Below are 12,379 nucleotides of genomic sequence, written 5' to 3'. Positions count from 1 at the left end.
CGGCACGGACGCTGCGCACATCGGGAGGGGGCGCTCGCCGGCGTGAGCGCTAGGGGGTTATTCCGGACGGGGATCGTCCGCGGACGGTCATACGCTGAGGCATGGCTGAGCTGGATGGTGTTGATGGGTGGCGGGCTTTTGATGGCGGTTTGAGCGCCTGGTTCGATGCGCCGTCGCCGTCGCCGTCGCCGTCGCCGTCGTTGGGGGTGGGGGCGGCGTTGGTTGCGCGCGTTGTGGAGTTGGTGGGCGGGCGGGAGTTGCCCGACTTTGACCTGCGGGCTGGTGGGGTTCGGGTGCGCATCGGCGTACGGGGAGGTGAACCGGGTCAGGCGGAGATGACGCTGGCTGGTGGGATCTCGGCGGCGGCGCAGGAGCTTGGGATGGTTGCGGATCCGGCGGGGTTGCAAGTCTTGCGGGTGGCGGTTTCGTCGGGTGAGTTGGCTTCGGTGGCGTCGTTCTGGAGTTCTGCGTTCGCTTATGAGCCGGTCGGGGATCTTCGCTTCGAGGATCCGTTGCGGCGGGATCCGGCGATCTCGTTCTACCGGCTGGATGAGCCGCGGCCGTTGCGCAATCGGATTCACGTCGATGTGAGCCGGCCGTCGGAAGCTGTGGAGGCATTCAGGGCGGCTGTGGGGCAGGAGCCGTTCGGCCCGTGGGGAGTCGCGCTCGCCGACCCGGATGGGAACGAGATCGACCTCGTACCGGGCGGCGAACTCCCGACCGAGATCTCGGACGCGAGGGCGCGGACTGATGAGGCGGGGACGGCTGATTGGCGCGTGCTGTTCGGCGCGATGACCTTCTATCCGACGACTTCTCCCGCGCAGGCGAGCTGCCTCGCCACCGCCGTCGCGGCTCTCGCTGACGAGGCCGGGCGGCCTTTGCTAGTGGATCTGCGCCCGGACGGGGTCACGATCGACAGCGGGAAGGATCAGTGGGAGGAAGACACCGCCGGGTTCGTGAGGCTGGCGGCTCGAATCCAATCGGCGGCGCGGGAGCTCGGGCTGTCGGCGGATCCGGCGCGCCTGCGCTTCGTACAGTTCGGCATCGATGCCGTGGACGTGGCCGCGGTGAAGGACTTCTGGACGACCGTGCTCGGCTATCAGGAAACTCCTCGCGGCTATGACCTGTACGACCCACGCCGGCTCAACCCGACCTTCATCCTCCAGGAGATGGACGCCGCGGAATCGGAACGCCGCCGTCAGCGCAACCGCACCCACTTCGAACTCCTCGTACCAGCCGATCTTGTGGAGTCTCGCCTCGCCACGGCCGTCGCCGCCGGCGGGACGATCCTGCCTGCCGACCGTCCAGGCACCCGCACCGTCGCCGACCCAGAAGGCAATGAGCTCACCCTCATCACGTCCTGAGCCCTGCAGGGACCGCGACCACGCAACGTGTTCTATCACTTCTGGCGCAGCTCGACGGCTCGCTGATTGCCCTTGTGGATAACGAGAAATCGGGTACTGCGTTTGCACACGCCACGTTACACAGCGTATTATCGAACACGTGTTCCCACAGGATCTGGATGACTACGGCGCCCGCGAGACTCTCGCCGCGCTGGCGGAGGTCCATGATCTGCAGGGCCAGGCCGACCTCGCCGAGCTGCGTCTAGCTCTGCATTTCGCGGACCTGCATCCTGACCCCGCGACGCTCTCCGGACAGGTCGCGATGCCTGGTGGCGAGCGCGGCGTCGTGTACGGCGGCGTGGGGTGTCCGGCGGTCGCCGAGTTCGCCCCGGCGGAGTTCGGTGCCGTGACCGCTCGGTCTACGGGCGCCGCGGCGACCTTCATTGGTCAGGCGCTGGCGCTGCGGCACCGGTTGCCGCTGACCTGGGCGCAGGTGCTGTCTGGACACGCGACGGCCTGGAAAGCCCGCAAGGTCGCCAGCGCCTGCATGGAACTATCGGAGGAAGGCGCCGCGATCGTCGACGCGAGAGTTGCCGCCATCGTCGACACGGTCACTCCGCTGCGGTTGGCGAACATCGTCAAGGCAGCGATGTGGCAGGCCGACCCGGAGGCGGCCAAGGCTCGGGCGGAGGAGAGGGCCCGGAAGCGAGGAGTGTGGGCCGGGCGATCCGATGAGTACGGCACGACGATGCTGTTCGTACGTGCCAGCTCGGGTGACGTGATCCGGTTCAAAGCCACCGTCGACCAGTGCGCCGAAGCGCTTGCTGCGCTCGGCGACACCGATTCCGTGCAGCAGCGCCGCGCGAGAGCGTTCGGCATACTCGCCGACCCGGCGCAGGCCGACCAGCTCCTCCAGGTCGCCCACCACCTCACTGCATCAGGGATGGCCAGCCGTACCAACAACGATCCACCGGCTGACGCAGCGGCCGGCCCAACCGCCGGTACAGAGCGCACCGCGACCGCCGATGCCTCGGGCAGCGCGACTGTCGACGTATCCGGCAGCCTCGATCCAGTCGAGCCCGGGGATCTCGACGTCGAATGGGACATCGACTCTGGCCAGCGGGCCGACGATCTGAACAGGTTCGCCACCGACCACCCTCACGACGGCGCCTACGCGGAAGACACTCCGCATCCCAGTGATCCTGCGTACGACGACTACCTTCCCGACTCTTCGGATCCAATCAATGAGCCCTGGTCCTCGAACCAGGCGGACGAGGTGCAGGACTCCGATCGCGGTATGGACTGGGCAGCGCGCCGAGAGCTGGCCAAGAAACTCGAGGCCATCCGGCAGATCGCCTACACCGGGCGCAGACCCAGACAGACGGTTCTCTACGCCCACATCACCGACGAGGTTCTCCTCGCCGGGCAGGGCGTCGCGCGCGTCGAGGGCTATGGCCCAGTCTTCGTCGACCGGCTGCACGAGCTCCTCGGTCACGACCAGGTGGTCATCCAGCCGGTGATCGATCTCAGCGTCGGTGTCAGCGTCGACGCCTACGAGATCCCTCGCCGGATCCGCGAGCGGGTGAAGCTGACCTACCCGGTCGAACAGTTCCCGTACGGCACAGCCATGACCACCGACAGCATCGATCTCGACCACATCGAACCCTTCGATCCGCACGGACCGCCGGGGCAGACCAGTACGGCGAACCTCGTACCCCTGCGGCGATTCAGCCACCGGGTGAAGACCCACGGCGGCTGGACGTCCCGGCGCCTTGACGAACGCACCGTGGAGTGGACCACCCGCAACGGATTCGTCTTCCGCGTCGATCACCTGGGAACCCACCGAGTCGACGACGGCGAATGAGGTGGTTGTCCCCAGCCTGAGAAGTCCCTCCGCCGGATGCCGGAAAGGCTCGTACTTTCCCTGATGTGAAGCTCTCCCGCCAACCCCCACAGCCAGACCCGGAGCCCCGCCGACAACCCCTCTCTCGCCTCCACACCACCGTCCACCAGCGCCGCACCGCAGAAGCCGCCGCCACAACCAACGACCACGACGGAGCGCAGGCCTCCCGCAGCGCCCCCAACCCCGATACTTCCGCCTCGCGTAGAGGACCCGACTCCGGAGCACTGGCCCCGCGGGGAGGACTCGACCCCGACGAGATCAGAGGTGGTTGGACCCCGCCGGTACCACTGCCCGACCGCCTGAAAGGACCGCTATGGACTCTCTCACCCCGCCACATCGTCGTCCTCGCCCTGATCCTGCTCGCCGGCCTGCTGTGGGCGGGCTACGCATTGTCCCGCACCAACCCTGAGCCGATCCCCAACCCACCGGGCAGCTTCACCTCCGGTACGCCGGTCGCAACCCCGTCTTCGGCCCACCAGCCGTCGACTACGCCGAAGTCGCCCGTCACAGTCGTGGTCGACGTCGCCGGCAAAGTACGCCGCCCCGGGCTGGTCCACGCCCCGGCCGGCTCACGCGTCGCCGACGTACTAGCCGCCGCGGGCGGAGCCCTGCCCGGAGTAGACCTGACAACCCTCAACCTCGCCCGTCAAGTCACCGACGGCGAACAGATCATCGTCGGCGCCCCTGCCACCGCCTCTACCGGCACTCCCAACCCGACCCACCCAGCCGGTACTCCGGCAACCTCCACCACCCCAGTCGACCTCAACACAGCAACCCTCGCCCAACTCGACTCCCTCCCCGGAGTAGGCCCAGTCCTAGCCCAACGCATCCTCGACTGGCGCACCGAACACGGCCGCTTCACCACCACCGACGAACTCCAGGAGATCCCAGGGGTAGGCCCCAAGAAATTCGAATCCCTAAAACCCCATGTCCGAACCTGACCCCACCCCCACACCCGAGCCCATCCCTGACCCGACGCCGACGCCGACGCCCGAGCCCGCCCCCGACCTCACGCTCAAGCCCGGGGCCACATCCGTGCCTGAGCCCGAGCCCGTGGCTGATTCCGAGGGCGAGGAGGTGGACAAGCCTGGTGTTGATTTGCGGCTACTTGTTCCGGCTGGCGTCGGGTGGTTGACGGCTGTGGTCTTGCTGGGGGCGAGTGCTTCAACCGCCTACTGGGCGGCTGCAGGAGCAGCGGTGGTTGCTGCGTTTGGAGTTGCGGGCGGCCTTCTGTGGGCGCGATCGCGCAGGTGGGCGGGACCGCGATCGGGCAGTGGGCGGTTGTGGCAGCTAGTGACAACCGCAGCTGGGGTGGGCGTGGTTGTGGTGGGGATGGCGCTAGCGGCGGGCCTGCAGGTGGAGCGGTTGCAGGCAGGGCCGGTGATGGACTTGGCGCAGTCGGGGGCCGCGGTGAAGGTTCGGCTGAAGGTGGTGGGCGACCCGGCGGTGAGGAGTACGCCGGGGAGCAGGCGGCCGCCGTATGTGGTGGTTCGGGCAACGGTGGAGGAGGTGAGCGGCAGGGGAACAGCGACGCGAGTTCGTACGCCGGTGCTGGTGATCGGGTCCGTGCAATGGAAGGCGGTGAGGTTCGGGCAGCATGTCGAGGCGACCGGGCGGCTCGGGTCGGTCGACAAAGGCGGTGAGGTGGCGGCGATGTTGTCGTCACGGGTCGCGCCGCGAGTGCTTGACGAACCCGCCTGGTGGCTGAAGGCGGCCGAGCGAGTACGAGCCGGGCTGAGGCAAGCAGTCGCCGGCGAACCAGAGGCAGTGCGCGGCCTCGTACCGGCGCTGGTCATGGGTGACGAGTCAGCCCTGCCACCCGAGCTGGCCGACGATTTCAAAACGACTGGCCTGACGCATTTGTCAGCAGTCTCCGGTACCAATCTCACGCTCCTGCTGGCGTTTGTGCTCCCACTCGCCCGACTGCTCGGCGTACGGGCGCGCGGCCTGACTGTCGTCGGGCTCGCCATGGTCGTGGTCTTCGTCGTACTCGCCCGACCACAACCCAGCGTCCTCAGAGCAGCAGTGATGGGCCTCGTCGCCCTGGCCGCGATGGCGGGGAGCGGCGGCACCCGGCGTGCGGCGCGGAGCCTCTCGGTGGCAGTCATCGCCTTGCTCCTGATCGACACCTCGCTAGCCAGATCCGCCGGATTCGCCCTGTCCGTACTGGCGACCGCAGGCATCGTCCTCCTCGGCCCAACCTGGCGCGACGCACTCGCCCACTGGATGCCCGTGCGCTTCGCCGAGGCAGTCGCCTGCCCACTAGCCGCCCAACTAGCCTGTACGCCGGTAGTCGCATGGCTCTCAGGCCAGGTATCAATGGTCGCCGTCGCAGCCAACCTGCTAGCCGGACCCGCAGTCGGCCCCGCAACGATCCTCGGCTTCGGCACCGCCGGAGTCGCCCTACTGAGCGCCGATCTGGCCCGCCTACTCGGCTGGCTAGCGGGCTGGCCGGCCCGATGGATCATTCTCGTCGCGCAGAAGGGCGCCGACCTGCCCGGCGCTTCGAGCAGTTGGCCAGCGACGGTCATCGGCATCGCCGTGCTGACTGCGCTCTGCCTCTCCCTGGTGATCGGCCTGCACCGGATACTCGCCCGCCCGATCGCAATGCTGCTCGCCCTCGTCCTGCTCGCCGTAGTCATCCTGCGCCCGATCCGCTCCTTGGGCTGGCCACCAGCGGGCTGGCTCATGGTCGCCTGCGATGTCGGCCAGGGCGACGGACTCGTGCTGCACGCGGGCCGCAGCACCGCGGTAGTCGTCGACACCGGCCCCGACCCGACGGCCATCGACCGCTGCCTGAGACAGCTCGACGTGAAGTACGTGCCCGTCGTCGTACTCACTCACTTCCACGCAGACCACGCGGGCGGACTGGCCGGTGTGCTGCGGGGGAGGACAGTCGGCGAGATCGAGGTGACGCCGTACTTCTCCCCACCCGCCGAGTACAAGCGCGTGCTCCAGCTAGCCGCTCAGCACGGAATCCCCATCCGGACGGTCACCTACCAAGAGAAACGCACAGTCGGCCCAGTCAGCTGGACCTCACTCTGGCCGGCCCGAGTCCCAGCACTCACCGGCAAGTCATCCAAGACCTCAACCGACGAAGGCTCACCCGAGAACAACGCCAGTATCGCCCTGATGACCGAGGTAGCCGGCCTCCGCCTCCTGCTCACCGGCGACCTCGAACCCGAATCCCAACGCGCCGTCCTCGCCACCGGTGCCGACCTTCGAGCTGACGTCCTGAAGGTCCCGCACCACGGCTCCGGCCAACAGGACCCCACCTTCATCGCCGCCACCAGGGCCAGACTCGCGGTCATCTCCGCCGGCCTCAACAACGACTACGGCCACCCCGCACCCCGAACCCTCGACCTCCTGACCCACCAAGGCATGAAGATCGCCCGCACCGACACCTCCGGCTCGATCGCGGTGCTGGCCCCCGACCACCAACTAGCAATCACCACAAGCCGAACCACCCCATGAGGCCACGGTTGTCGGTGGGGCGTGGGATGCTTGCGGGGTTATGGCTGCTCGACGGAGTTCCGCGCCCAAGCTTGGGGATGTCCTGCTCGTTACCGGCCCGGAGGCGTTCCTCGCCGACCGGGCTGTTCGGTCTGCGATCGCTGCCGTGTCCAAGGGCGGGGCGGAGATCGAGGTCACCGAGCTCGGCGGTGCGGAGCTCGATGTCGGGGTGTTCGCCGAGCTGACCGGCCCGTCGTTGTTCGCCGCCGAGCGGGTGATGGTGCTCCGGACCTTGGAGAACCTCCCGGCCGAGATGGTCCCCCACCTGCTTGAGTACGCGGGCGCGCCATCCGAGGACGTGCTTGTCGTGCTGGTCCACTCAGGTGGCCAGAAGGGCAAAGGCGTCCTCGACAAGTTGCGGAAGGCCTCGGTCAACGAGGTCGTCGCGACCGCGCCGAAGACCTGGGAGCTGCCGCAGTTCGTCCTGGGCGAGATCCGGCTGCTAGGCGGGAGCATCGACGAGCGCGCGGCGACTGCGTTGGTCGATGCGGTCGGGCATGACTTGCGGGCGCTGGCGGGAGCCTGTTCCCAGCTCGTGTCGGACTCAGACGGTCAGGCGGTGAGCACCGAGCTCATCAGCCAGTACTTCGGTGGTCGCGCCGAGGTCACGAGTTTCGCCGTCGCGGACGCCGCGATCGCCGGCCGGACCGAGCCGGCCCTCGAGCAGTTGCGCTGGGCCCTGGACTGTGGCGTCGCCGCCGTGCTGGTGACGAGCGCGATGGCCGGTGGGCTGCGTGGACTCGCGAAGTACACGAGTGCGCCGAGTGGTCTGCGCGAGGCGGATCTGGCGCGCGAGGTCGGCGTACCGCCGTGGAAGCTGAAGACGCTGAAGCAGCAGGCGCGTGGCTGGACCGCGGGCGGTCTGGCGGCGGCGATCAAGGCGGTCGCCCAGGCCGACGCGGACGTCAAAGGCGCGTCAGGCGATGCCGGCTACGCGCTGGAGCGGATGGTCATCACGGTCAGCCGCGCCCACGGCCGCCGCCAGCCTGCCTGATCCCGCATGAATCCGGGCACGCAAAAACGACCGGCCTCGCTCCACAGTGGAGGGGAGGCCGATCGTCAGGCGTGAATCAGAGGGAAGCGGCCTTCTTGAAGATGGACGACTTCCGGTTGGCAGCCTGGTTGGCGTGGATGACGCCCTTGCTGGCTGCCTTGTCGAGCAGGCGGGCGGCAACGCGGGCCTGCTCCTGCGCCTTCGCGGTGTCGCCGGTGTCAGCAGCCTCACGGAAGCGGCGAACAGCCGTCTTCAGGGTCGACTTCACCGACTTGTTGCGAAGCCGCGCCGCCTCGTTCTGGCGGTTGCGCTTGATCTGGGACTTGATGTTCGCCACGGATGCAGAGCCTCGATCAGTGTTTGGGATCAGTACAGGAAAAGTTTGGTGCCGTGCACGGGTGAGTACCAACGCACACGCGCGAATGAACAGATTACCAACAAGCCGCCGTCAGCACCAAACCGAGTGATCACCGGCACAGCCTCGAGCTCCGGACCTCAGGACACGGACTCCAGGCTCGCCTTCAGATTACCCAGCGTCTTGTGGATCCCGTACCGGTTGATCCTGACCCGATCCCCGAACATCCGCCCGAAAACAGCCCGCATCGCCGCCGGCCGCCGATCGGTCCACGACTCGGTCACCGTGCAGCCGGAGCCAGTAGCGGCGAACTCATACGTCCACAGCGCGATCGGCACGGCCCCAAAAGCAATCCGGAACGAGAACCGCTCACCCGGCACCGCCTCGAGCACCTCACCCTGCGTGAACCACCGGACCATCCCGGACCGATTCAGCCCGATGAACCGCGACCCCACGCCCGGCACCCCGCCTGTACTCCACCGAACCCCGGTGCACTCCGGGCTCCACTCCGCCATCCGCGACAGCTCGCTCACCTGCGCATAGACCTCCAGCGGCGACGCAGCGACCTCGATCGACTCACTGACATCCGCCACGTCGAATCCTCCAGCGCCTAGGGATAGCCGAGCTCAGGACCGGCCGGTACACCCGTCTGCGGCCCGTCCTGGATTCTCTCGCATGCCCCGCTGACCACGTCACAGCGCAGTGTCATCTGTCGGTCCGTGCCCAGCCCGGCCGAGTTCAGCAGGTGGGTCGAGTCCTCCCAGACCGCCTCATGGTCCGCGGTGACGAGCATCGAGGTGGCGTGGAAGCTGGTCTTCGAGCCGCCATCGACCAGATAGGCCTGGACGTCGCCTCCCTGGTCAGCCACCAGTACCTGGCCGTCGGGGGACAGGGTCGCTCCGGCGCCGCCGCACACCTGCAGTGTCGTGATCAGCTTGTTCGCAGGCCCGAGGGTGGCTACCCGCACGCACAGATCCGCAGTGGTGGTGCTGCCAGCCGCCTGGGCCTGGTCACTGAGCAGCATCCGGTCGGTTCCCCGGTACGCCGTGAGCAGGCGCCCGTCCGTGTCCACCGTGACCGGCTTCCTGCCACCGTCCGGCTCCCACACCTGGGTCACCGACTTGTCCCGGTCGCGCATGAACCAGACCCCGTCACTGTTCCAGCCGACGACCTCCGCGTTGCTGGTCGCAGGAGTAGCCGCCAGCCGCTTGCCGCTGGCAACCGAGACGGTGACGACCGACGCCGTCCCCTTGCCGGTGGGCGCGACGTACGCCAGCTCACTGCCGTCCCGCGACAACGAGGCGCCATCCCCGGTCACCGGCCCGAATGACCGGTACTTCCCGTCAGTACCGAGTACGCCGACCTCAGCCGCGTCACCGCTCCGACCCGACTGCCGATAAGCCACCCACCCGCAGTCGATCCGCCCGATGCTGAACAGCTCCTGCCCGTCCGGCAGCGGCACGCGGACACCCCGGTCCTCTAGATAGCCGCCATGACGATCGATATCGCGAGCCATGGTGAACGGCACCGACGGCGGCGGCCCGAACGGCAGCTTGTCCAGATCCGGATAGTCCGAGCCGCTGTACTGCTGCTGCGGGAGCTTGAGTGCCTCAACAGCGGGCGCGGCAGGGCACAGGATCCCAGCAGGCGCCGAGTGCTCCCGCGAGATCGCCAGCGGCACTACCACCGCCGCGATCACCGCGGCCATCGCCAGCCCACCCACCAGCACTGGTACCCAGCGCCTCTCGGACGACGGCTCCTCGCCAGGGAACAGCTCCGGCGGTGCTGCGTTGTCCGGCACCGTCCGGGCGGCGGCGTCGAGGGCTTCCGACAACCGTTCTTCTAGATGCTTGGTCATCGGTCCTCCTTCAGCTTGTGGCCCAGACTCTTCAAGGCGCGGGACGCGGTCGATCGCACGGAGACCTCGCTGATGCCGAGGGTCTGGGCGATATCCGCGTCGGACAGATGCAGATAGAACCGCATCACCAGTACTTCGCGCCGCCGGGCGGGCAGTGTCGCGAGTGCCGCGAGCACCTCCCGGCGGTCCTCGCCGATCATTGCCGCGCTCTCCGCGGACCAAACCGCCGGTTCGGGCTGCCCCCGGTGCAGCAGCGCGAGCTTGCGGCGCCGGAGTACGGATCGGCTGGTGTTCAGCACCGCGGAGCGCAGGTAGGCCTCGACCCGGGTGCCGTCCTTGATGCTGTCCCAGCGCCGGTACATCGCCGCGAAGGACTCCTGTACGGCGTCCTCGGCCGAGGGCCGGTCCCCGAGCATCAGCAGCGAGAGCCGCACCATCCCGGCCCACTGCTCCCGGTAGAGCCGCGTGATCGCAGCCTCCCGGTCCTGCGAGGGCCCCGGCGGCGCCTCCGACGCGCGTCCCCCGCCAAGCATCATGTCGCTCACAGTAAAGAGACACCGGCTCAGCGCATTTGTTGCACGCTGAGCCGGTGGGAGATCTGCGCTGTGGTCAGCGTTGGCCGAGCCCGAACACCTCGCCGCGCTTCTCGGTCACGAGCGCCTTGCACTCGCCGGTGGTGACCCGGCACCGGTAGATCGTCTGGGCCGTCGGCTTGGCCGGCGTCTTGCCGGGGACGAGGCCGAGTACGAGCAGGTCGGTGGCGTTCTCGAAGGCGACCGGACTGGTGCCGACCAGTCCGGCCGGCAGGTTCAGTTTGGTCTGCTTCCCGCCGGCGACGTCGACGGCGACCCAGGGACCGCCGACCACCATGGTTCCACCGTCCGGCGAGAGGCTGACACCGTGCAGTGCAGGCTTGTCGCTGCAGTACTGCCGTTTCACCTCGGGCCCGCTCGTGCCCAGGGTGGCAGCCTTGGCGCAATACCCAGCGCCCTCGGCAGTCGAGTAGCCGAAGGTGTCGCTGCCCGACGCGAGCGCGATCTCGGCCCCCAGGGCAGGTAGCTTCCGGGCCTCAGCAGTTCCGGGCTGCCACAGGTACATCGGCGTACGGTCCGCATTGTTCGCGTACAGCCAGATCCCGGCCTTGTTCCAGCCGAACGAGGACAGCATCGGCGTCGGGATCCGGAGCCGCGAAACCTCGCGACCGTCGGCGACGTTCACCACGACCACCTGGCTGTCCTTGGCCCCGTGCGGCGCGACCGGGATGGCCAGTTGCTTGCCATCGGGTGAGATGGCCGGGGTATCGGCTTCCAGCGGTCCGATCGGCCGGAGCTTGCCGTTCTTGCTGACGATGGCGGCCTGGGACTTGAGTGGATCGGGGTAGCCGGTCGTCACGAGCCAGCCCTCACCGAGCCGGGCCACGAGTTCGCCCTTCACGCCAGGGTTCTGCACGGTCGTCTTGTCGTCGCGGATGGTGGCCCACCAGGTGTCCAGCGGGTTACCCGGGTTGTTCGCGACAGTGATCGAGTAGGGGAGCCGCGGCGCCTCGGCCGAGACCGGCCCGCTCGCCGGCGACCCCGCCGTACCGGGCTGGTTGCCGCCGAGGCTGTTGAGGAAGGGGACGGCCAGGATGAGTACTGCGCCGATGCTGGCGGCGGCGAGGGCCATGGGAGCCCAGTGGCGGCGGGTGGAGGTGCTGGTGGCGTCCAGTTCCAGGCCTGGGCCGTGGGCGGAGTCAGGTACGTCGGCGGCCTTGGTGTGCAGGTAGTCGCGCAGGCGGGTCTCGGTGTCGTTCATCGGGCTTCCTTCAGCTGCTTGGTGAGGGCCGTGAGGCCGCGAGACGCGGTCGACCGCGCGGTGGAGGCGCTGATCCCGAGGATCTGCGCGATCTCGTCGAAGGGCAGGTCGAGGTAGTAGCGCAGCACCAGGACCTCTCGGGGGCGGGTCGGGAGGGTCTGGAGCGCCCGTTGTACTTCGAGCCGCTGCTCCCCGAGTACTGCGGCGTTCTCGGCGGAGTCCTGGGGCGCCTGATGCGGCGGGGTGTAGAGGCGGGCGACCTTGCGCCGGCGCAGCGTCGACCGGCTCGCGTTGAGCACGATCGTCCGCAGGTACCCGAGCGCTTTGTCGGAGTCCTTCAGCGGCCATCGCCGGTACAGCTGGGCGAAGGCTTCCTGGACTATGTCTTCGGCTGTCTGTCGGTCATCGATCACCAGGACGGCCAGGCGCACGAGGCCGCGCCAATGCCGGTCGTACAGCTCCGAGACGGCAGCGTGCGCGTCGTCCGGAGCCGTCGCCTGGTGAGGATGCCTGATGCTCACCACTAGGTTCGTCACACCCTTAGAGACGTCCAGGCTCCGGAAACGCTGTGATATCACCGCAGCGGCTCAGGCTGTCACCAGGAGTGATCAACACCTGG

At 68.2% G+C, this 12,379-nt stretch carries 11 protein-coding genes; 5 read left to right on the top strand and 6 right to left on the bottom strand.

What is annotated here, in order from left to right; translation table 11 throughout:
* The first annotated feature begins 101 nt into the window (after positions 1-101).
* The 5 genes from ABD116_RS41450 to holA all read left to right on the top strand — a co-directional run bounded on the left by ABD116_RS41450 (position 102) and on the right by holA (position 7,753).
* The gene (locus tag ABD116_RS41450; RefSeq protein ID WP_343984188.1) at positions 102-1,364 is read left to right on the top strand and encodes a VOC family protein; all 1,263 of its coding nucleotides are present in this window, start codon (positions 102-104) and stop codon (positions 1,362-1,364) included.
* Positions 1,365-1,503: 139 nt separating this feature from the next.
* On the top strand, positions 1,504-3,207 hold the full coding sequence (locus ABD116_RS41445; protein ID WP_343984186.1) for a hypothetical protein: 1,704 nt from the start codon (positions 1,504-1,506) through the stop codon (positions 3,205-3,207).
* A 65-nt stretch (positions 3,208-3,272) separates the two neighbouring features.
* Complete coding sequence (locus ABD116_RS41440; RefSeq protein WP_343984184.1) at positions 3,273-4,187, top strand: ComEA family DNA-binding protein; 915 nt, start codon at positions 3,273-3,275, stop codon at positions 4,185-4,187.
* A 391-nt stretch (positions 4,188-4,578) separates the two neighbouring features.
* On the top strand, positions 4,579-6,720 hold the full coding sequence (locus tag ABD116_RS41435) for a ComEC/Rec2 family competence protein (RefSeq protein WP_343984182.1): 2,142 nt from the start codon (positions 4,579-4,581) through the stop codon (positions 6,718-6,720).
* 40 nt (positions 6,721-6,760) lie between these two features.
* Entirely contained in the window at positions 6,761-7,753 is a 993-nt protein-coding gene (gene holA / locus ABD116_RS41430) for a DNA polymerase III subunit delta (RefSeq protein WP_343984180.1), read from the top strand.
* Between the two features lie 76 nt (positions 7,754-7,829).
* Here holA and rpsT read toward each other — a convergent pair whose 3' ends face one another.
* From rpsT to ABD116_RS41400, 6 genes are all read right to left on the bottom strand, one after another.
* The gene (gene rpsT / locus ABD116_RS41425; protein WP_328321396.1) at positions 7,830-8,090 is read right to left on the bottom strand and encodes a 30S ribosomal protein S20; all 261 of its coding nucleotides are present in this window, start codon (positions 8,088-8,090) and stop codon (positions 7,830-7,832) included.
* Positions 8,091-8,248: 158 nt separating this feature from the next.
* The gene (locus ABD116_RS41420) at positions 8,249-8,701 is read right to left on the bottom strand and encodes an SRPBCC family protein (protein ID WP_343984177.1); all 453 of its coding nucleotides are present in this window, start codon (positions 8,699-8,701) and stop codon (positions 8,249-8,251) included.
* A gap of 17 nt (positions 8,702-8,718) precedes the next feature.
* Entirely contained in the window at positions 8,719-9,966 is a 1,248-nt protein-coding gene (locus tag ABD116_RS41415) for a hypothetical protein (RefSeq protein ID WP_343984175.1), read from the bottom strand.
* Positions 9,963-10,502 carry a SigE family RNA polymerase sigma factor gene (locus ABD116_RS41410; protein ID WP_343984173.1) on the bottom strand — a complete coding sequence of 180 codons (540 nt, stop codon included), beginning with the start codon at positions 10,500-10,502 and terminating at the stop codon, positions 9,963-9,965. The genes ABD116_RS41415 and ABD116_RS41410 overlap by 4 nt, the downstream gene beginning before the upstream one ends.
* A gap of 73 nt (positions 10,503-10,575) precedes the next feature.
* Positions 10,576-11,760, bottom strand: a complete 1,185-nt coding sequence (locus ABD116_RS41405; RefSeq protein ID WP_343984171.1) for a WD40 repeat domain-containing protein — start codon at positions 11,758-11,760, stop codon at positions 10,576-10,578.
* A complete protein-coding gene (locus ABD116_RS41400; protein WP_343984170.1) occupies positions 11,757-12,296 on the bottom strand; it encodes an RNA polymerase sigma factor in 540 nt (179 codons plus the stop codon). Before ABD116_RS41400 ends, ABD116_RS41405 begins: the two co-directional genes overlap by 4 nt.
* Between the last annotated feature and the right edge of the window lie 83 nt (positions 12,297-12,379).

Origin of the sequence: Kribbella koreensis, assembly GCF_039525325.1 — a bacterium.
GTDB lineage: Bacteria > Actinomycetota > Actinomycetes > Propionibacteriales > Kribbellaceae > Kribbella > Kribbella koreensis.
The sequence above is the reverse complement of the archived record's forward strand: the minus strand, read 5'-3'. Positions and strand labels throughout refer to the sequence as shown.

Excerpts from the sequence above, each read along its gene's own strand:
- ABD116_RS41450 (WP_343984188.1), top strand. The coding sequence starts at position 102 with ATGGCTGAGCTGGATGGTGTTGATGGGTGGCGGGCTTTTGATGGCGGT.
- ABD116_RS41435 (WP_343984182.1), top strand. The coding sequence starts at position 4,579 with ATGGCGCTAGCGGCGGGCCTGCAGGTGGAGCGGTTGCAGGCAGGGCCG.
- holA (WP_343984180.1), top strand. The coding sequence starts at position 6,761 with ATGGCTGCTCGACGGAGTTCCGCGCCCAAGCTTGGGGATGTCCTGCTC.
- ABD116_RS41415 (WP_343984175.1), bottom strand. The coding sequence starts at position 9,966 with ATGACCAAGCATCTAGAAGAACGGTTGTCGGAAGCCCTCGACGCCGCC.
- ABD116_RS41410 (WP_343984173.1), bottom strand. The coding sequence starts at position 10,502 with ATGATGCTTGGCGGGGGACGCGCGTCGGAGGCGCCGCCGGGGCCCTCG.
- ABD116_RS41405 (WP_343984171.1), bottom strand. The coding sequence starts at position 11,760 with ATGAACGACACCGAGACCCGCCTGCGCGACTACCTGCACACCAAGGCC.